This window comes from Cellulosimicrobium sp. CpK407 (genome assembly GCF_051844275.1).
GTDB lineage: Bacteria > Actinomycetota > Actinomycetes > Actinomycetales > Cellulomonadaceae > Cellulosimicrobium > Cellulosimicrobium cellulans_G.
This window is the reverse complement of the sequence record NZ_JBGNYC010000029.1, coordinates 40,392-59,054: the sequence shown is the minus strand read 5'-3', so window position 1 is coordinate 59,054 and position 18,663 is coordinate 40,392. Positions and strand designations below refer to the sequence as shown.

Genomic DNA, 18,663 nt, shown 5'->3' with positions numbered 1-18,663 from the left:
AGAACCACGGCTCTACCTCGGCAGACCGGGGCTCTACCTCGCGCGACCAGGGCTCTACCTCGCCGCGGGGGGCTGGAATCCTGGGCACCGCTCCGACGTTATGTCAGCAGAACACCGCCGACAGACCCTGAGGAGGTCACATGGCCCGCCTCGCACGCCGTGTCCAGGTAGAGAACGACTACGGCGAGATCATGCACTACGAGCGCCACACCGGCGGCGGCCTCGTGTCGCCGCACGCCCGCGTCCCCGAGTCCGTCCCCGTCGGGTCGGGCACGTACGTCGAGAAGGGAGCCGTCGTCGGGTACGGCTCGCAGCTCGGCGAGGGAAGCTGGATCGACCGCGACGTCACCCTCGGCCGGGACGTCCGCATCGGCGACAACGTGCGCCTCTGCCCCGAGACCCGGGTCGGCGACCGCGCCCGCGTCGGCAGCGGCGCGCGCGTCGGGCGCCGCGTGCTCGTGGAGCCGGGCGCCGTCGTCCCGCCGGACGAGATCGTCCCCGACGACGCGACCGTGCGCCGCCGGGGCGGCGTCCGCTCGGGGTACGACGTCGCCGCCTGAGCACCGCCAAACCCGGGGTCGCCGGCGTCGAACCCGGGGACGTCCCGGGTTCGACGCCGCGGGGCACCCACGGCCCCGGGTTCGGCGCCGCGGCCCGTGGACGTCCTTCCGTCGCGGCGGTCGGGTGCGTAGCCTTGCCGACCGTGACCTTCCCGCCGCACGGCCCCGCCGTCCCCCCGCCGCACCCGCAGCCGACGCCGGTGCACCCGCACCCGCAGGGGCCCGCGGGCGCCGTGGGGCCGCTCGACCCGCGCGCCGTGCTCGAGGGCCGGCCGCCGGGCCGGGCTCGCGTGGGCGTGATCGTGACGATCGCGGTCGCGAGCCTGTGCCTGCTGGTCGGCCTGGTGCTCGCGGCGCTGTCCGGGGTCGGGACGTTCACCGTCGGCCTGCTGCTGGCGCTCGTGCCGCTCGGCATCTGGGTGCCGGTCGTGCTCGCGCTCGACCGCCTCGAGCCGGAGCCGCCGAGCGCGCTCGTCGTGGCGTTCCTGTGGGGCGCCGGGATCGCGACGCTCGTCGCGGGGATCCTCAACACGCTCGGCCTGGAGCTCCTCACCGCGCCGCTGTTCGGCGAGGAGGTCGGCTGGTACGTCGTCGCGTCGTTCGGGGCGCCGTTCGTCGAGGAGATCCTCAAGGGCGCGGTGCTGTTCGGGATGCTGTGGTTCCGCCGGCACGAGATCGACGGCTGGACCGACGGCGTCATCTACGCCGCGATGGTCGCGCTCGGGTTCGCGGCGGTCGAGAACGTCACGTACTTCATCATGGCGGCGCAGGACGGCACGCTCGGCCCGACGTTCGTGCTCCGCGCGCTCGTCACTCCCCTGCTGCACCCGCTGTGCACGGCGCTCACGGGCCTCGGCGTCGCGAGCGCGGCCACGAGCCCGCCCGGCCCGCGCCGGGTCCTCGCGCCGATCGGCGGTCTGGCGGCGGCCGTCGCGCTCCACATGCTGTGGAACGCCTCGACGGGGTTCGGCACGCTCGCGCTCGGGGTCGCCTACCTCGCCGGGCTCGGGGTGCTGGTCACGCTGATCGTCCTGCTCGTGCGGGACCGGCGCCGCACGGTCGCGACGATCCAGCGCCAGCTCGTGCCGTACGTCCCGACCGGGCTGGTCACACCGGCCGACCTCACGATGCTCTCGACGCTCGCCGCACGTCGGCAGGCGCGCGACTGGGCGCGTCGCACGGGTGGTGCCGGCGCCGCGCACGCCATGCGGGACTACCAGCAGGCGGCGACCGAGCTCGCGCTGCTCCACGACCGCGTCGCGCGCGGTGCGGTCGAGGCGTGGCGCGTCGAGGGGCAGCGCCGCGCGCTGCTGCAGCTCATGCTCACGGCGCGCCAGGCGTTCCTCGTGCGGACGCCTCAGCCGCCGCCCGCACCGTGGTCCCCGGGCGCGCCGTCCGGCTTCACGACCGACGCGTGGGTGCCCGGCCAGGGCGCGTACTAGCCCGGCGGACTCCGCCGACGACTACCCGGCGCCGCCGCGGGGCGGCGTCCGGATGACGAGCACCGCGTCGACCGGGGCGCCGTCGAGCGCCCGGTAGGAGTGGTCGGCGTCCGACACCCAGCGCAGCTCGTCGCCCTCCTCGACGACCGCCTCCGCCCCGTGGCGCCCGGCACGCAGGCGACCGCGCGTGATGAGCAGGTGCTCGACGACGCCCGGCCCGTGGGGCGGCGAGGTCCGGTCCGCGTGGGCCTCGAGGTGCAGGTGGTAGATCTCGACGGCCGTGCCGCCGGGCAGGTGGTGCGCATCGAGCAGGCGCGCGGTGACGCCCTCGGACGACACCTCCGTGCCCGCCCGCTCGGCGAGGAGCGTCGCGAGCGGGACGCCGAGCGCCCCGGCCAGCGCGTAGAGGGTCGCGAGCGTCGGGTTGCGCGCGCCGTGCTCGATCTCGGAGAGCGAGCCCTTGCCGATGCCCGCCGCGGCGGCGAGCGCCGAGAGGGAGAGGCCTCGCTCCGCACGCAGCGCACGGAGCTGCGCGGCGACCGCCGCGAGCGTCCCGTCCCCGGCCCGTTCCGGCGGGCGCCCAGGCGCCCCCCCGGTGTCCTCGTCCGGCTGACCTTCCGCGCGCCCCGCCCCGTCGCTCACGGGCCGCAGCCTACCGGCGCGAGTGTCGCGAGGCCTCTGCTACCGTTCCATGAACAGAACGCTTCCTCCGCCGTCCGCCAGGAGCAGCATGGACCCCGCCCCGGACCGCCTGCGCCCCGTCCTCGCCGGCCTCGTGACCGCGCTCGTCGGCTTCACGAGCTCGTTCGCCGTCGTGCTCGCCGGGCTGCGCGCCGTCGGCGCGACCCCCGACCAGGCGGCCTCGGGGCTCCTCGCCCTGTGCGTCACGCAGGCCGTCGGGATCCTCTGGCTGACCACCCGGCACCGCACCCCCCTCACGCTCGCGTGGTCCACGCCCGGCGCCGCGCTGCTCGTGAGCACGGGCGCCGTCGCGGGCGGGTGGCCCGCCGCGGTCGGGGCCTTCTGCGTCGTCGGCGGGCTCGTGCTGCTCACCGCGCTCTGGCCGCGACTGGGCGACCTCGTCGCCGCCATCCCGACCCCGATCGCCCAGGCGATGCTCGCCGGCGTGCTCCTCACGCTGTGCCTCGCTCCCGTGCGCGCGGTCGTCGCGACACCGCTGCTCGTCGCGCCGGTGATCGTCACGTGGCTTGTCCTGCTGCGGGTCGCGCCGCGCTGGGCGGCGCCCGCAGCGCTCGCGGTGACGCTCGCGATCGTCGGGTACGAGGCCGTGCACGGCGGCACGCTCACGTGGTCCGACGCCGTCCCGCGCCTCGACCTCACGGCGCCCACGCTCTCGTGGCAGGCGGTGGTCGGGCTCGCGGTCCCGCTCTACGTCGTGACGATGGCGTCGCAGAACGTGCCGGGTGTCGCCGTCATGGCGTCGTTCGGCTATCGCGTGCCGTGGCGCGAGACGATGACCGTCACCGGGCTCGCGACTCTCGCCGGGGCGACGGCGGGCGGCCACACGATCAACCTCGCGGCGATCTCCGCCGCGCTCGCCGCGGGGCCCGAGGCGCACCCCGACCCCCGGCGCCGCTGGCTCGCCGCCCACACCGCCGGGTGGGCGTACCTCGTGCTCGCCGTCGGTTCCGCCGGCCTCGCCGCGCTCGTCGCCGCCGCGCCCGCGGGCCTCGTCGAGGCTGCGGCGGGGCTCGCGCTCGTCGCGACGCTCGGCGCGGCCGTCGCGGGCGCCGTCGCCGAGCCGCGCGGTCGCGAGGCGGCCGTCGTGACGTTCCTCGTCGCGGCGAGCGGCGTCGTCGTCGCCGGCATCGCCGCCGCGTTCTGGGCGATCCTCGCCGGGCTCACCGTCCACGCGGTGCTCACGGCTCGCCGTCGGCCGCCGAACAAGAACCCGGACCCCCGCGAGGTAGAACACCCCGTCGCGAGGTAGAACCCTGCGTCCTCTACCTCGCGACGGGGTGTTCTACCTCGCGGGTGCCGGTGCTGGCTCGAGCGGGTCCGGTCCGAGGACGGGGAGGTTGTCGCGGAAGACGTTCGTCGGGTCGACGCGGCGCTTGACCTCGCGCAGTCGCTCCAAGGTCGCGGGCGGGAACGCGTCCGTCACCCGCTCGGGGCGGCTGTCGGTGTCGAAGCTCAGGTACATGCCCTCGAACACGTCCGCCAGCGCGTCCCAGCGCGCGTCGAGCCGGGAGCGGCTCGCTCCCATCGCCACGACCGAGAAGTTCGCGGACCGGTGCGCGTACGCCGTCGCGTCCACCGGGACGTCCGACGCCGCGCCGCCGGTCGAGCGGATCTGGAAGAAGTACGTGTCGCCGCTCGCGACGAGGCCCGCGAGCCGGGCCGCCGCCTCGGGCGTGAGGTGCTCCAGCAGGCCGGAGCGCGACACCGGCTCGCCCTGACCGCCGTGCGGGCCGGGCGCGGGCGCGGAGACGACGGCGTCGTACGGCACGATCTGCGCCGTCGCCTGCGCGAGCAGCGGGGAGATCGCCGCGAACGGCTGCAGCCGGGCGAGGACGGTGTCGGGGTCGTCGGAGTCGACCATGGTCATGGACTGTGCGACGACCGGCTGCCCCGGCCGCGGGCGCCCGACGATCAGGAAGCTCGTCGTGTCGCGCGGCGACGCCTCGACCGTCGCACCCCAGCGCTCGAGGAACCCGGCGAGGTCGGAGGCGTCGTGCACCATCTGCGCGAACCCCACCGCGGACACCTCGTCCGCGACGAGCTCGAACGACGTCACGATCCCGACCTGCGACCCCGCGCCGCGCACGGCCCAGAACAGGTCCGGGTTCTCCTCCGCGCTCGCCCGCACCACCGACCCGTCGGCGAGCACGACCTCGACGGCGCGCACGTGGTCGATCGTCAGACCGTGGGCGCGGCCGAGGAAGCCGATGCCGCCCGCGGTCGCGAGCCCGCCCACACCGACGCCGCCGTAGTCGCCGGACGTGATCGCCCAGCCCCGCGGCGCGAGCGCCGCCGCGACCTCGCCCCAGCGTGCGCCGGGCCCGACGCGCACGAGGCGCGCGGCGTCGTCGAGCACCTCGACGGCGTCGAGCGCGCCCAGGTCGAGGACGATCCCGCCGTCGTTCGTCGAGCGCCCGCTGATGCCGTGGCCGCCGGAGCGGACGGACAGCGGCACGGTGCGCGTCACCGGCTGGGCGCGTGCGAAGGCGAGCGCCTCGACCACCTCGGCGGTGTCGCGCGGGCGGAGCACGAGCCCGGGTGAGCCGCCGCGCAGGTAGTTCGAGCGCACGCCCGCGTACGCCGCGTCCCCGGGCTCGACCGCGCGCTCCGCGAGCGGGGCGGGGACGTCGTCGTACGCGATGCCCGGACGGCGCGCCGTGCGGACGGCGAGCGGCACGACGCGCGACGTGTCGGTCCCGCGCGCGGCACGCCCGGCGGCGACCGCGTCGCGCAGCGCGGGCGCGACCTCCTCGGCGAACCGGCGGGTCGTGCTTTCGTCGTCGGTCGCGAGGATCAGCGTCGAGACGCCCTCCTCCAGGACGAGCGGCACGAGCCGCTCCACCCAGGCCTCGGGCGGTCCGGCGAGGTCGGGCGCGCCGCCCAGGCCGCCACCGCCGTCGTCCGCCCCGAAGGTCCCGGACACGTTGAGCAGGCGCGTGACCTCGCGCGGGTCGCGCCCGACGGCGGTCGCGGCCTCGTCGATGCGCGCGTTGCCCGCGCGCAGCCCGTCCAGGCCGATGCGACCCAGCGACGGGAGCCAGCCGTCGGCCTTCTCGCCGACGAGGCGCAGCATGCGGGGGCCGAGCGCGCCCAGCCACACGGGGATGCGGCGCGTGGTGCCCGGGCCGGGGGTCGCGCCGTCGAGCCGGTGGTGGCGCCCGGGGACGAACAGATCGCCGGCACCGTCCTCGCCCCAGATCGCGCGGATCACCTCGATCGCCTCGGCGAGCGCGTCGACCGACTCGCCCGGGGTGAGCCGCTCGACGCCCATCGAGACCATGGCGTCCCAGAACGCGCCGGCACCCAGGGCGAGGTCGACGCGCCCGTCGGACAGCAGGTCGAGGCTCGCCGCCGCGCGCGCGAGCACCCCGGGCTGGCGCATCGGGACGTTGACGACGTCGGGCGCGACGTGGATGCGCTCCGTCGTGGACGCGACGTACGACAGCAGCGTCCACGTGTCGAGGAAGCGCGGCTGGTAGGGGTGGTCCTGGAACGTCACGAGGTCGTAGCCGAGGTCCTCGGCGAGACGCGCGAGCCCGACCGTCGCGTCCGGGTCCTGCGCCGAGGGCGTGACGAACGTGCCGAGCCGGAGCGGGTGGCCGTAGTCGGTCATGCGCGGACCTCGCCGTCGGTCGTGGCGCCCGAGGCCGGGCCGCCGGCGCCCCGCGCGGCCGCGACCAGCTCGCGCGCCGCGGGGGCGACCTCCTGACCGACGACGGCGAGCGTCGTCGGGTCGTCGCCCGCGACGATCCACGTGGACACGCCGTGCTCGAGCGTCACCTCCGCGACCTGCTCGGCCCACTGGCGCGGCGAGCCCTGGAGGAAGCCCGCACCGCCGTCGGCGGTGAACCGGCCGCCGACGTTGAGCAGCCGACGCACGGCGCGCGGATCACGACCCGCGGCCTCGGCGGCGGCGTCGATCGTCGCGTTGCCCTGCGCCAGCGCCTCGAAGCTCTGCAGGTACGCGAGCGACGGGAGCCAGCCGTCGGCCTTCGCCCCGACGAGGCGCAGCATGCGGGGCTTGAGCGCGCCGACCCAGATCTCCACGTCGTGCGCGGGTGCGGGCCCACGCTTGGGCCCGTCGACGCGGTGGTGCGTCCCGCCTGCGACGAGGCGGTCTCGGGTCGACGTGTCCCACAGCCCGCGGACGACGTCGATGCCCTCGGAGAGCGCGTCGACCGACTCCCCCGGTGTCAGGCGCTCGCCGCCCATGGCGACGATCGGGTCCCAGAACCCGCCCGCGCCGAGCCCCAGCTCGACGCGCCCGCCCGAGAGCCGGTCGAGGCTCGCCACGGCCCGCGCGAGCACGGCCGGCGGGCGCAGCGGCAGGTTGAGCACGTTGCCCGCGATCCGGACGCGCTCGGTGCGCGCGGCGACCCAGGACATCAGCGTCCACGTGTCGAGGAACGCCGCCTGGTACGGGTGGTCCTGGAACGTGACGAGGTCCAGCCCCACCTCCTCGGAGAGCTGAGCCAGCGCGACGGCCTGGTGCGGCGCCGCGGCGGTGGGCGTGACGAAGGACCCGAAGCGCAGGTCGTGGCCGTAGTCGGGCATAGCTCCTCGCGATCTCGGAATGCGTTGTTGAGCAGAACATATCTGTAACAGATAGGTGGTGCAACCGCATTCCCGGCGGTAGGCTGGGCGGATGAGCACGACCACGACGACCGCCGCACCCACCGGCCCGGCCGAGCTCCCCGGGCGCCTCGAGGACCTCGGCTGGCACCTCGGCGTGCTCCTGCGTGCCTACCGCGCGACGGTCGAGCAGGCCCTCGACGACGTCCCCCACGGCACGCGTGGCTACCAGGTCCTCGTCACCGTCGCACAGGGCGACCACCCCACCCAGCTCGCGCTCGCCGAGCACCACGGCATCGACCGGACCGTCATGACCTACCTCGTCGACGACCTCGTCGCCGCAGGCCTCGTCGAGCGGCAGCAGAACCCCGCCGACCGCCGCGCGCGCCGCGTCGTCGCGACGCCCGAAGGCCGCCGTCGGCTCGCCGGGTGGGCCTCCGCCGTGCACGACGCCGAGGAGCACCTCCTCGACATGCTCTCCCCCGACGAGCGCAGCGCCTTCCGCACACTCATGCGCCGCGTCGCGTGCGACCTGCGCGACGTCGACGCCACCACCGACCCCTGCACCGTCGCCGAGCACACCCTCGGCAACACCACTCCGCCGAAGCAGACCCCCGCTCGACCGAGGTAGAACCCTGGTCGCGCGACCCGGGTTGCACCGCGTGCAACCACGGCTCTACCTCGCGCGGGCGGGGTTCTACCTCGGGAGCGGGTCGGCCGCGGTGGGCGAGGCGTCGGCCTCGGTGAGGGCGGCGTCGGTGTCGTCGGAGTCGTGGCCGCGGAGGGGGTAGAACCAGAAGCACACGAACGCGAGCGCGGCGAGGACCACGGGCACGCCGCCGAGGAGGAGGCGCACGCCCGTCGCGACGCTGTCCGGCTGCACGACGTCGCCCGCGCCCTCGACGTACCCGCTGGCCGAGAGCACTCCGGCGACGAGCACGGCCTGGACGATGACGGACCCGCGCACGACGAACCCGTTGGCGCCGAAGTACATGCCCTCGCGGCGCAGGCCGGTGCGGCGCTCGTCGTCGTCGATGACCTGCGCCAGCGCCACCTCGAGCACCTGCATGAGGCCCGCGACGCCGACGCCCACGGCGAGGCCGGCGAGCGCGGCGCCGAGGACGGTGGACGGGATCAGGTAGAGGCACGTCGCGAGGCCGTACACGGCGACGACCCACAGCATGGCCGAGCGCGGGCCGATGCGCCGCACGACCCACGACCACCCGACGATCGACGGGATCGCGGCGACGAAGATCGGGGCGAGCAGCAGCGTCGCGTCGGCCTCGGCGCCGCCCAGCGTGTACCGCACGTAGAACGGGATCGCGGCGAGCACGATCGCGGTCGTGCTCTGGAGCAGGAGCGACCCGAGCACGTAGGTGACGAACGCCCGGTTGGCGAACGTGTACCGGAGCTGGTCCCCCAGCCCGACGGCGGCCTCGCGCTCGCGCACGGTCGCGACGTCGACCGGGCGCTCGACCATGCCGGCGAGGGACCACACGAAGAACGCGAGGCTCACGACCGCGAGCAGCAGCGCCATCCAGGTCCACCCGAGCGTGCCGTACAGCAGGGGCGCGCCGGCGGTGCCCAGGATCATCCCGACGAGGCCGAAGATCTGGCGCGGGGTGTTCCCGCGGGCGCGCTCCGCCGTCGTGCGGAAGATCTCGGGGAACAGCGCCGAGATGTTGAGCGCGACGACGACGTACGCGACGTCGAACAGGGCCACGACGACGAGGAACCACACGACGAGGCCGACGGGGCCGACGGCGGGCGGCATCCACACGAGCGCGAACGCGACGACGAGCGGCACGATCCCGAGCACGATCCAGGGGACGCGGCGGCCCCACCGCGTGCGACGCCGGTCGGAGGCGGCGCCGACGAGCGGGTTGAGCAGGGCGTTGAGGATGCCGTGCGCGACCATCGCGCCCGCGACCCAGCCCGCGCGCACGCCGAGGTGGTCGACGTAGAAGTAGACGACGAACGCGGAGAACGTCTGCATGAGCAGGTTCGAGGGGAACGCGGACGCTCCGTAGGCGATCGTCCGTGCGCGCGAGGGCGCGCCGACGAGCCGGCGGTCCCGCGTCCGGGCGAGCAGCCCTCCGCCCGCCGTCGGCACGCTGCCCGACGGCGCCGGCTGCGGGGCGCTCACCGCTCGCCCCGCTGCACCGCGCGCAGGTCCCGCCAGCCGACGCGGACGATGCCCTCCTCGGCGATCACGGCCGCGACGGCCGGGTCCGCGAGGAGCCGGTGCTCGAAGCCGCGCTTCGCGACGCCGTAGTCGGCGACGTCGCCGAGCTCGTCGTCGTCGAGCATGGGGTGGAGGAAGATCTCGGTCACGCCGGACGGGACGCGGCGCAGCAGGTCGAGGAAGTCGGCCCGGACGTCCTCGTAGTCCTCCTCCTCGACCGTCCCGGCGCCGTCGAGCTCGAACGGGTGGGTCCAGAGCCGGTCGACCAGGACGACGCCGAGCGCGTCCGCGGCGGCCGTCGCCTCGTCGAGCAGCGGCTGGAAGTCGCCCGGGGGCAGCACCATCCCGTCGGTCGTGCGGGGCAGACGGAACGGCAGCCGGTGCCGGGCGGCGAGCTCGAAGACCTGCGGCAGGAACGAGCGCCCCGTCTCGAGCCCGTAGACGGAGCCCATGTGGTTGTCGAGGTGCGAGACGTCGACCCCGGCCGCGAGCGCCGCGTCGAGCTGGGCCGTGAGCTCGGCGACGACGTCCTCGACGCGCGCCTGGCGCTCGACGGTCAGCACGTCGCGCGGGAAGTAGCCCGCGTCGTCGACCAGGGACGTGCCCGTGCCGGTGAGCGGGCGCCACCGGTACCGCGTCCACTCGCTGGTCAGCACGAGGTGCACGCCCACGTCGACGGGGTGCGCGGCCGCGAACGCGAGCGCGTCCGGCGCCCACCCGCACGGGACCATGACCGTCGCGGAGTCGACGTGCCCCGCGAGGAGGAGCTCGGAGACCGCGCGGTTGGCGGCGCGGCACATGCCGTAGTCGTCGGCGTTGAGGATGATCGCGCGCGCGTCGGCGGCGAGGCCCAGCCGGGAGACCAGGTCCGACGGCGGCGCTCCGCCGCCCGGTGCTGCCGCGGTCACGACGCCGCCTCCTCGCGCTCGTCGGCGATGTCGCCCTCGCCCGGCGCGGGGTGGGCGGCGGCGGAGCGGAACACCTCGTCGCGCAGCGCGTCGCTGGCCGAGCGGGCGGCCCCCACCACGACGGCGTCGCACGTGAGGTCCGACGAGACGACCCGGACGGGGAGGACGGCGATCTTCTCCGCGAGGAAGCGCGTCACGCGGTCCGCGATCGGCGCGCGCGCCGCCTGGTTGGTGAGGACGAAGAGCTCCGGCTCCACCACGAGCGCCACCGACGCGGCGACGACCCCGATCCGCTCGGCGACCTCGTCGAGCACGTCGTTCGAGGCGCCGTCGCCGTGCTCGGCCCGGTCCACGACGTCCTTGACGGTCACGTCGTCGGGCAGGCCGTGCTCCTTCGCGAGCGACGCGAGGGACGACGCCCCCAGCGCCTCGGAGCCCAGCGCTCGGGCGGGGTGCGGCAGGAACGAGACCTCGCCGGCACCGCCCGCGAACCCGCGGTGGAGCTTCCCGTCGAGCACCAGCCCGGCCCCGAAGCCGTCGCCCAGCCCGAGCACGACGAACGAGCGCGCCCCGGCCGCGGCGCCGTCGCGCTGCTCGGCGAGCGCCGCGAGGTTGAGGTCGTTCTCGAGGGTCACCGGGCACCCGAGGGCGTCCTCGAGCGCGTCGACGAGCTCGGTCCCGCCCTTCTCGTAGCCGGGGACGCGGCGGATCGTCCGCAGGTCCGACCCGACGATCAGCGGGACGGCCGCGACCGCGCGCGTCACCTCGATCGTCGGCCCCTCCGCGAGCCGCGCCTGGGCGTCGCTCACGCACGCGCGGGCGAGCTCCGCGGCCGCACGGGCGCGCGCCGTCGTCGTCGGCTTGACGTCCCGGCGCTCCGCACGGGCCCGGATCGCACCCGTGACGTCGACGAGCGCGACCCGCACCCGGTCGCGCGCGACGTCGATGCCCAGCCCGAACGCGTAGTCCGGGTCGACGCGGTACAGCGTCGCGGCGGGCCCCCGCCGGTCCCGGTCGAGCCCGGCCTCCGTGACCACGCCCGTGGCCTCGAGCGCCCGCAGCGTCTGCGCCACGGTCGTCTTGGACAGACCGGTCGCCGAGACGACGTCGGGCCGCGCGACCCGCGCGCCCGTGCCGAGCACGTCGAGCACGGCGCGTGCGTTGAGGGTGCGCAGGAGGGCGGGCGTACCGGCGGGAGTGGTGTCCATCTGGTCTCCGTCGAGCAGTGGGTGGGTCGATCAGACATGTCCGGGGCCGTGCGGGTAGAGCGGGAAGTTCCCTACCCGCCCGGAGACTAACCAAGGTCCCGGAGGTTGTCGACGGCAACCGGTCTCCCTGTGGACGGCCTGTACCGTGGCGTGGTGATCCGCCGAGCCCTCGCCCGCGCCTACTGGGCGACCAGCCGGTGGTCCCTGCGCTCCGAGCCGTACGACACCCGCCGCCCGACGCTCCTCGTCGGCGCCCCGCACACGTCGAACTGGGACTTCGTCCTCATGCTCGCCATCGCCTGGAGCACGGGCATCCACGTGCGCTGGCTCGGCAAGCACACGCTGTTCGCGGGCCCGGCCGGCCCGCTCATGCGCGCGCTCGGCGGCATCCCCGTCGACCGGCGCGATCCGAGCCGGGTCGTGGCCGACGTCGTCGCGCGCCTCCGCGCCGGCGAGGTGTTCTCGCTCGTCGTGACGCCCGAGGGCACGCGCGGCGCGGGGTCGTACTGGAAGTCGGGCTTCTACCGGATCGCGCGCGAGGCGCACCTGCCGGTGACCCTCGGGTACGTCGACCGCACCACCATGACGACCGGCCTCGGCCCGACCATCGAGCTCACGGGCGACGTGCGCGCCGACATGGACGTCGTGCGCGCGTTCTACGCCGACAAGTCCGGCCTCCGCCCGGCGCTGCGCACCGAGCCGCGGCTCCGCGAGGAGGACGCGGCCGCCTGACGCCCGCGCATCGGCCGGCCCGCCGCGCTCAGGGAACCCGGAGGATCCGCACCGGGTCCCGTCGAGCGGCGACGACCGCGGGAGGGACCGCGCCGACGACGCAGACGGCCAGGGCGAGCACCGCGACGCCGACCAGGAACGACGCTGACGGGAGCTCGCCCGCGAGCACGACCACCGTCGCCGCGCCTGCCGCCGCGCCGAAGGCCACTCCCAGGGACGCCGCGACCGCCGTCTGGACGAGCACGAGGACCACGATCGCGCTGCGCGTCGCGCCGAGCGCACGTCGTCGTCCGAAGTCCCGTCGCCGGGCCGAGACCGCACCGAACACCGTCGCGCACACGATCACGAGGCCGACGGCGAGGACCGTCGTCATGAGCCGTCGCGACGCCGCGCCGAGCTGACCGGCGACGACGTCCCGCAGCGCGATCGCACCCGTGGGTTCCTCGACCACGACGCCACCGGGCGACCGTGCGGGCAGCACGTCGGGGAGCAGCCGCGCCAGCGCGGGGACGGTCGCGACGTCGCGCGCCATCGCGTAGACGTAGCGCACCTCGTGACCCGCCGGGTCGGTGGCGACGAGCGCCGTCTCGCGCAGCGACGCGAGCGGACCCGCCGCGTCGACCACCCCGACGACCTCCCACGACCGCACGCCGTCGGTGAGGACGCCGACCCCGTCCACGAGCCCCAGCGCTCTCGCCGCGTCCACGCCGACGACGGCCTCGCCCTCCGCCGGCGCGCGCCCGGAGACCGTACCGACGTCGGCGGGAAGAGACCCGTACAGAGCCCGCAGCGGGACGACGTCACGCGCCGTGGCGTCCGCGTTGCGCACGTCCGTCGCCGAACCGGTCCCGAAGGCCCATGTGACGCCGTCGATCCGTGCCAGGGCCGCGACGCCGTCCGCGGCGACGCCGGCGTCGCCCTTGGCGTCCGCCGCCGTGACCAGTCGCGTACCGGTCGAGTCGATCGTCGCCATGACGGCGCGCTCCCCCGCCGCAGACTGCCCGGTCGTCGCGAGCACGACGAGGCAGACGACGGCGACGACGACCGCCGTCGTGAGGGTCGCGACCGGTTGCGCCAACGCGGACCGGACGCCGTCGCGGACGAGCGCCGTCGGACGTGGGCTGCCGGGCGCGCGGGACGTGCTCACGAGAGCACCAGCCGGTGGTCCGCCTCGGCCGCGAGCTCCTCGTCGTGCGTCGCGACCACCACGGTCGCGCCGTCGCGCGCGTGCTCGACGAGCGCCTCCCACACGACACGCGCCGACGCGTGATCGAGGTTCCCGGTCGGCTCGTCGCCGAAGAGGACGCGCGGCGACGTGAGCAGCGCGCGGCACAGAGCGACGCGCTGCGCCTGGCCTCCGGAGATCTCGCCGGGTCGGTGGGTCGCCCGGTGTCCGACGCCGAACCTCGCCAGGAGCTCCTCGGCCCGCGACCGTGCGGCACGAGTCCCCATCCCGGCGAAGAGCGCCGACTCGCACACGTTGTCCAGGATCGAACGCGCCGGGTCGAGCATCGCGTCCTGGAACACGAAACCGACGTGGGCAGCGCGCAGTCGTGCCGCCTCCGCGTCTGCCAGGCCCGACGCCGGCTCGCCGTCCCACAGCACCTCGCCGCTCTCGGCACGCAGCATCAGGGCGAGCACGTACAGCAGCGTCGACTTGCCCGACCCGGACGGCCCCGTCACGGCAGTCACGGCACCGGGCGCGAAGGCGGTCGTCAGGTCGTCGATGACGGGCGGCGTGCCGTGGCGGTACGCGAACGTCAGACCGTCCGTCGCCAGGACGGTCACCCCGTGTCCGCCTCGAAGAGTCGGACGACGTCGCCGACCTCGACGCCCTCCACCACCGAACGGCCCGAACCGCTCGACACGATCGTCACCGCGGCCTCGCGCCCGTCGGCGGTGCCGTCCTCCACGACGACCTGCACGGAGCCGTCCGCCCGCGTGCGCAGCGCCGCGGCGGGCACCGTAGGCCCGGTCGCCTCCTCGACGACGACGATCTCTCCGTCGAGGACGACGGACGCGACCACGTCAGCGGATGGCGCAGGTCCGCCGCCGGCGGTCCCGCCCTCGACGGCCCGCACGACGTCGAGCGCGGCGCAGTCCGACCCGCACACCGGGCCTCCGTCGGGCGCCGTGAGCAGCAGCCGCAGCGACCCGTCGCTCGTGCTCGTCGCGGACGAGATCGTGGCGTCCCAGGTCGACTCGCCGCTCCGCACGCGCGCAGGACCGCTCGTGGGGACGAGCGACGCCTGCTCGACGCTCAGCACCATCTCGAAGACCGGGTCCCCGGTGATCGTCGACACCAGGCGCTCGCCCGGCGCGAGCACCGCGCCGACGACCACACCCGGATCGAGCACGATCCTGGCCGGGAGGTCGGTGACGAAGTAGACGTCGCCCGTGCGCACGACACCGTCGACCGGGAACCCGGCATCCTTCTGCCACGCGCGCACCGCGCGCTCGGTCGCGGGCCCGAAGACGCCGTCGCCGCGACGCGCCGTCAGGTACCCGGCCTCGCGGAGGTACGCCTGGAGCTGGGCGACGTCCTGCCCCTCGGTACCCGCGCCGAGGTCGCGGAAGGCGGGCACACTGCCCGCGAGGACGACGACGGGGCGCAGCCCGACCGTGAGGAGCCGGTCCCCGGCCGCGACCGTCGCGCCCGGCTCCACGTCGACCGTCGTGACCGTGCCGGTACTCGCCCCGGCAACGAGGTCCGCCGTCGGCCAGGTCACCGTGACGGGCACGCTCACTGAGTGCCCGACGGTCTCCTCCGCCACGGTGTAGGTGAGCGCCTCCACCGAGGCGGTCTCGACCGTGGGCGGGGCGAGCGTCGCTCGCCCCGCCCACGCTCCGGCGCCGAGCGCCACCAGCACCGCGAGGACCCAGCCCGTCGTGGTGCGCCACGACCGACGTGCCGCTCTCACGGAGCCGTCCTGCCGCGTCGGGCTCGACTCCTAGCGTCTCGCTCCGGTGCCGAGATCACGACCCGAGCCCCGCCGGTGGGTCGCTGAGATCAGGAGAGAAGACGATTCCGGACTCGACACAGATCCCCTTGAGCCGGAACCACTCCGACTCCTCGATCTCGGGATCCTGCTCGTAGAGGTCCATGTAGGGCGCCCAGACCTCCTCGCCGGCGTCGAACCCCTCGACCCACGACGCCTTCGACGGCGGATCCGGCAGGTCGTACCCCTGCGCCGCGAGGCACTCCCACGTCTCGACGGACTGGTCGTAGACCGTCCCCGTCGGATAGTCGACGAAGCCGGCGAGCGGCTCGGACTCCTCCCAGCACTCGTAGGCCGCGGCCTGGAGCCGCTCGACCTGCGCGGGCGGCACGCCGTCCGCCGAGTAGCTCGCGCTCCCGTCGACCTCGGCCTGCGCGTACGGCAGCCCACGTTCTCCCATGCACGCGGCGACGGCACGATCGAGCCGCTCGTGGGCCTGCAGGGTCTCGAGCATCCACCCCGGCTGCGCGTAGGACGCCGTGGGTGCCGGAGCAGGGAGCTCCGCGGTGCACGCCGTGGCACCCCCGAGGAGCGCGACGAGCACGACGGCACGTCGCACGCTGCGCGCTCGGCACCCGCGACCTGCGCCCTCCCGCGCGACTGCCCGACGGTCAGCGGACACTGCAGTCACCCGACCCCCGGGGCCACTCGTCGTCGTCGACGCCGCTCGACACGGACCAGCCCGTGAAGCGAACTCCCGCACGCACGATCCCGTAGACCCGAGTCTTCGACGATCCCGACGTGATGTCGATCCTGTCGTTGGCGTTCACCCAGACCCAGCCGAGTGCGTTCCCTCGCGTGACGACCTGACGGTCGGCAGGGCAGTCCGTGTAGTCCGCGATCAGCGCGGCGGAAGCCGTCCCTGCACCGCCGAGAACCAGTCCGGCACCCAGTGCGCCCGTGACAAGTCCTGTGAGAACTCTCTTCATCTCAGCCCCCTCACTGAAGACACGGCGGAGGCCAGACACCTGCGTCAACCCCCTGCCGACCAGCGCACACGCGCCGACCACCTGACGCTAGGGGGCACTGCTCGGATAATGCAAGCACCCCTTCCCAATGCGTGGCCGCTCGATGCCACCCGCTACGGGGTCCCCGCACACCTCGGGCCCCGCAGCCCCTCTCCCGTGTGCGTTCCTCGACCCGCCAGGTGCGTCCTGACCTGCGCCGTCGTACAACCCGGCGGCGTGCTTAGGGGCAATCACCTACCTCCCGTAATCCTCGCGGAACCGTTGCCCGGGGAAGCGGGCGTGCCTAGCGTCCGTCGGGTCAAGGCCGACGAACCGGGCTTCGCGCCGCCGTCGGCACCCCGACCAAGGAAGCGAGACCCTCATGAGACGACTCCGCGCGACCCTCGTCGCCGCCGTCGTGGGCGCGGCCGCGATCGTCGCCCCGGTCGTGGTCGCCCCGAGCGCCTCGGCGCACGGCTGGATCACCTCGCCCGCGAGCCGCCAGGAGCAGTGCGCCAGCAGCGGCACGCTCTCGTTCGACTGCGGCGAGATCAAGTACGAGCCGCAGAGCGTCGAGGCCGTCAAGGGCTCGATGCAGTGCTCCGGCGGCAGCCGGTTCGCCATCCTCGACGACAGCAGCAAGCCCTGGAAGCGGACGACCGTGGGCAGCACCGTGACGTTCCAGTGGGAGCTCGAGGTCGCGCACGCCACGAGCACGTGGGAGTACTTCGTCGACGGCGTGCTCTTCAAGACGTTCAACGACGGCGGCAAGCGCCCGGCGTACGACGTCTCGCACACGCTCACCGGCCTGCCGTCGGGCAACCACACGATCCTCGCGCGGTGGAACATCGCCGACACGAACAACGCGTTCTACAACTGCGTCGACGTGAACGTCAACGGCACCGGCGGCAACGATCCGGACCCCGAGCCGACCGACCCGGAGCCCACCGACCCCGGGCCCGGGGAGTGCACCGCCCCGGCGTGGGCCGCCGGCTCCGTCTACCTCGGCGGCGCCACGGTGTCGCACGACGGCCGCACCTACCAGGCCAAGTGGTGGACGACGGGCGAGAACCCCGCCCAGAGCGGCCAGTGGGGCGTCTGGAAGGACCTCGGCGCCTGCTGACCTGACACCTCTCACCGAGCGCTGCACACTCGCGGCCGGGAGACGCACCTCTGTGCGCATCTCTCGGCCGCGGGCGCATCCCTGACCGGCGGACGCACGACGTTTCTCCGAGGTCCGCCGCCCGGACGCCGAGGACCGGTCCCTGCGGAGACGGCCGGGCTACGTGGTCCCCACATGTTTTTCACCCGCCGAGGGGCTCGGGACGGGCTCTCCGCCCCCGCGGGCACGACCGCGCAGGCGCACGATCCCGGCGAACCGGGCCCGCCGGGTACGGGACTTCCCGTACCCGATCCCGGTCGTGCGTAGTCGTTGAGCGGACGCGTCCGGGCTGCCTACGGTCCACCCCGTCACGGCCGACGGTGCGGGCTCCGCACGGCGTCGGCCCTCCCCGACACAGGAAGCGAGTCCCCCATGAAGCGACTTCGCGCGGCGCTCCTCGCCGCCGTCGTGGGCGCGACCGCGATCATCGCCCCGATCGCGATCGCCCCCAGCGCCTCGGCGCACGGCTGGATCACGTCCCCCCCGAGCCGGCAGGACCAGTGCGCCACCGGCGCCACGTCCTTCGACTGCGGCGGGCTCAAGTACGAGCCGCAGTCCGTCGAGGCCGTCAAGGGCTCGATGCAGTGCTCCGGCGGCAGCGGCTACACGATCCTCGACGACGCGTCGAAGCCCTGGCCCCGCACGACCACCGGCCAGGAGGTGACCTTCCAGTGGAAGCTCACCGCGAACCACGCGACGAGCGTGTGGGAGTACTTCGTCGACGGCCAGCTCTTCGCGTCGTTCGACGGCGGCGGCGTGCAGCCCCCCAAGGACATCTCGCACACCCTCAAGGGCCTGCCCCTCGGCAACCACACGATCCTCGCGCGCTGGAGCGTCGCGGACACGGTGAACGCGTTCTACAACTGCGTCGACCTCACGGTCACGGCGGACGGCACGAACCCCGGCGGGGAGAACCCCGGCGGCGGCGAGGGCGAGAACCCGGGCGGCGGCGAGCCGGGCCAGTGCACCGACCCGGCGTGGTCCTCGACCGCGACGTACACCGGCGGGGCGAAGGTCTCGCACGACGGGAACATCTACGAGGCGAAGTGGTGGACGCTGAACAACGTCCCGGGCGCCGAGCAGTGGGGCCCGTGGAAGCTGGTCGGCGCCTGCTGACCCGCTGACCCCGCGACGGCGGGTGTCCTCGTCCCTCGGGGCGAGGGCACCCGCCGTCGTGCGTGCCGGGCGTGGACGGCGCGCCGGGGTACGCGGAAGCACGTACGAGCTTTGCCCAATTGTCCGCACT

Annotated in this window: 18 protein-coding genes; 7 read left to right on the top strand and 11 right to left on the bottom strand. The window is 74.8% G+C overall.

The window, feature by feature from the left end; genetic code table 11:
* Positions 1–140 precede the first annotated feature (140 nt).
* Positions 141–560 carry a transferase gene (locus ABWU78_RS13520; protein WP_253054136.1) on the top strand — a complete coding sequence of 140 codons (420 nt, stop codon included), beginning with the start codon at positions 141–143 and terminating at the stop codon, positions 558–560.
* 143 nt (positions 561–703) lie between these two features.
* The gene (locus ABWU78_RS13515) at positions 704–2,002 is read left to right on the top strand and encodes a PrsW family intramembrane metalloprotease (protein ID WP_253054138.1); all 1,299 of its coding nucleotides are present in this window, start codon (positions 704–706) and stop codon (positions 2,000–2,002) included.
* Between the two features lie 21 nt (positions 2,003–2,023).
* Here ABWU78_RS13515 and ABWU78_RS13510 read toward each other — a convergent pair whose 3' ends face one another.
* The gene (locus tag ABWU78_RS13510) at positions 2,024–2,644 is read right to left on the bottom strand and encodes a helix-turn-helix domain-containing protein (protein WP_253054140.1); all 621 of its coding nucleotides are present in this window, start codon (positions 2,642–2,644) and stop codon (positions 2,024–2,026) included.
* 88 nt (positions 2,645–2,732) lie between these two features.
* On the opposite strand from ABWU78_RS13510, the gene ABWU78_RS13505 reads away from it, so the two are divergent.
* Positions 2,733–3,953 carry a benzoate/H(+) symporter BenE family transporter gene (locus ABWU78_RS13505; RefSeq protein ID WP_253054142.1) on the top strand — a complete coding sequence of 407 codons (1,221 nt, stop codon included), beginning with the start codon at positions 2,733–2,735 and terminating at the stop codon, positions 3,951–3,953.
* Between the two features lie 33 nt (positions 3,954–3,986).
* Here the strand turns inward: ABWU78_RS13505 and ABWU78_RS13500 are convergent, their stop codons facing one another.
* On the bottom strand, positions 3,987–6,317 hold the full coding sequence (locus ABWU78_RS13500) for an LLM class flavin-dependent oxidoreductase (RefSeq protein ID WP_253054144.1): 2,331 nt from the start codon (positions 6,315–6,317) through the stop codon (positions 3,987–3,989).
* Positions 6,314–7,258, bottom strand: a complete 945-nt coding sequence (locus ABWU78_RS13495; protein WP_253054146.1) for an LLM class flavin-dependent oxidoreductase — start codon at positions 7,256–7,258, stop codon at positions 6,314–6,316. Before ABWU78_RS13495 ends, ABWU78_RS13500 begins: the two co-directional genes overlap by 4 nt.
* Positions 7,259–7,349: 91 nt before the next feature.
* Here ABWU78_RS13495 and ABWU78_RS13490 point away from each other — a divergent pair, with 91 nt between their 5' ends.
* The gene (locus ABWU78_RS13490) at positions 7,350–7,907 is read left to right on the top strand and encodes a MarR family winged helix-turn-helix transcriptional regulator (RefSeq protein WP_253054148.1); all 558 of its coding nucleotides are present in this window, start codon (positions 7,350–7,352) and stop codon (positions 7,905–7,907) included.
* 66 nt (positions 7,908–7,973) lie between these two features.
* Here ABWU78_RS13490 and ABWU78_RS13485 read toward each other — a convergent pair whose 3' ends face one another.
* The 3 genes from ABWU78_RS13485 to ABWU78_RS13475 are packed head-to-tail and all read right to left on the bottom strand — an operon-like array spanning position 7,974 to position 11,577.
* Positions 7,974–9,422 carry an MFS transporter gene (locus ABWU78_RS13485; protein ID WP_253054150.1) on the bottom strand — a complete coding sequence of 483 codons (1,449 nt, stop codon included), beginning with the start codon at positions 9,420–9,422 and terminating at the stop codon, positions 7,974–7,976.
* Complete coding sequence (locus tag ABWU78_RS13480; RefSeq protein WP_253054152.1) at positions 9,419–10,369, bottom strand: polysaccharide deacetylase family protein; 951 nt, start codon at positions 10,367–10,369, stop codon at positions 9,419–9,421. The genes ABWU78_RS13485 and ABWU78_RS13480 overlap by 4 nt, the downstream gene beginning before the upstream one ends.
* Positions 10,366–11,577 (bottom strand): ROK family transcriptional regulator, encoded by a 1,212-nt coding sequence (locus tag ABWU78_RS13475; protein ID WP_253054154.1) that lies wholly within the window; start codon positions 11,575–11,577, stop codon positions 10,366–10,368. The genes ABWU78_RS13480 and ABWU78_RS13475 overlap by 4 nt, the downstream gene beginning before the upstream one ends.
* A 150-nt stretch (positions 11,578–11,727) precedes the next feature.
* Here ABWU78_RS13475 and ABWU78_RS13470 point away from each other — a divergent pair, with 150 nt between their 5' ends.
* Complete coding sequence (locus ABWU78_RS13470) at positions 11,728–12,309, top strand: 1-acyl-sn-glycerol-3-phosphate acyltransferase (protein ID WP_253054156.1); 582 nt, start codon at positions 11,728–11,730, stop codon at positions 12,307–12,309.
* 28 nt (positions 12,310–12,337) lie between these two features.
* Here the strand turns inward: ABWU78_RS13470 and ABWU78_RS13465 are convergent, their stop codons facing one another.
* Genes ABWU78_RS13465 through ABWU78_RS13445 form a run of 5 tightly spaced genes read right to left on the bottom strand, consistent with a single transcriptional unit; the run spans position 12,338 to position 16,276 of the window.
* Positions 12,338–13,456: an FtsX-like permease family protein gene (locus ABWU78_RS13465; RefSeq protein WP_439158689.1), complete on the bottom strand. Its 1,119-nt coding sequence runs from the start codon at positions 13,454–13,456 to the stop codon at positions 12,338–12,340.
* Entirely contained in the window at positions 13,453–14,097 is a 645-nt protein-coding gene (locus tag ABWU78_RS13460) for an ABC transporter ATP-binding protein (RefSeq protein ID WP_253054160.1), read from the bottom strand. Before ABWU78_RS13460 ends, ABWU78_RS13465 begins: the two co-directional genes overlap by 4 nt.
* Complete coding sequence (locus tag ABWU78_RS13455) at positions 14,094–15,230, bottom strand: peptidoglycan-binding domain-containing protein (protein WP_253054162.1); 1,137 nt, start codon at positions 15,228–15,230, stop codon at positions 14,094–14,096. The genes ABWU78_RS13460 and ABWU78_RS13455 overlap by 4 nt, the downstream gene beginning before the upstream one ends.
* A gap of 55 nt (positions 15,231–15,285) precedes the next feature.
* Positions 15,286–15,867, bottom strand: coding sequence for a hypothetical protein (locus tag ABWU78_RS13450; protein ID WP_253054164.1), 582 nt, complete (start codon positions 15,865–15,867; stop codon positions 15,286–15,288).
* Positions 15,868–15,919: 52 nt separating this feature from the next.
* Positions 15,920–16,276 (bottom strand): hypothetical protein, encoded by a 357-nt coding sequence (locus ABWU78_RS13445; protein WP_439158688.1) that lies wholly within the window; start codon positions 16,274–16,276, stop codon positions 15,920–15,922.
* Between the two features lie 361 nt (positions 16,277–16,637).
* Between ABWU78_RS13445 and ABWU78_RS13440 the strand changes: the two genes are divergently transcribed.
* Together ABWU78_RS13440 and ABWU78_RS13435 are read left to right on the top strand one after the other, a co-directional pair.
* A complete protein-coding gene (locus ABWU78_RS13440; protein ID WP_253054166.1) occupies positions 16,638–17,378 on the top strand; it encodes a lytic polysaccharide monooxygenase in 741 nt (246 codons plus the stop codon).
* A 411-nt stretch (positions 17,379–17,789) separates the two neighbouring features.
* Complete coding sequence (locus tag ABWU78_RS13435) at positions 17,790–18,533, top strand: lytic polysaccharide monooxygenase (RefSeq protein ID WP_290445540.1); 744 nt, start codon at positions 17,790–17,792, stop codon at positions 18,531–18,533.
* Positions 18,534–18,663 lie beyond the last annotated feature (130 nt).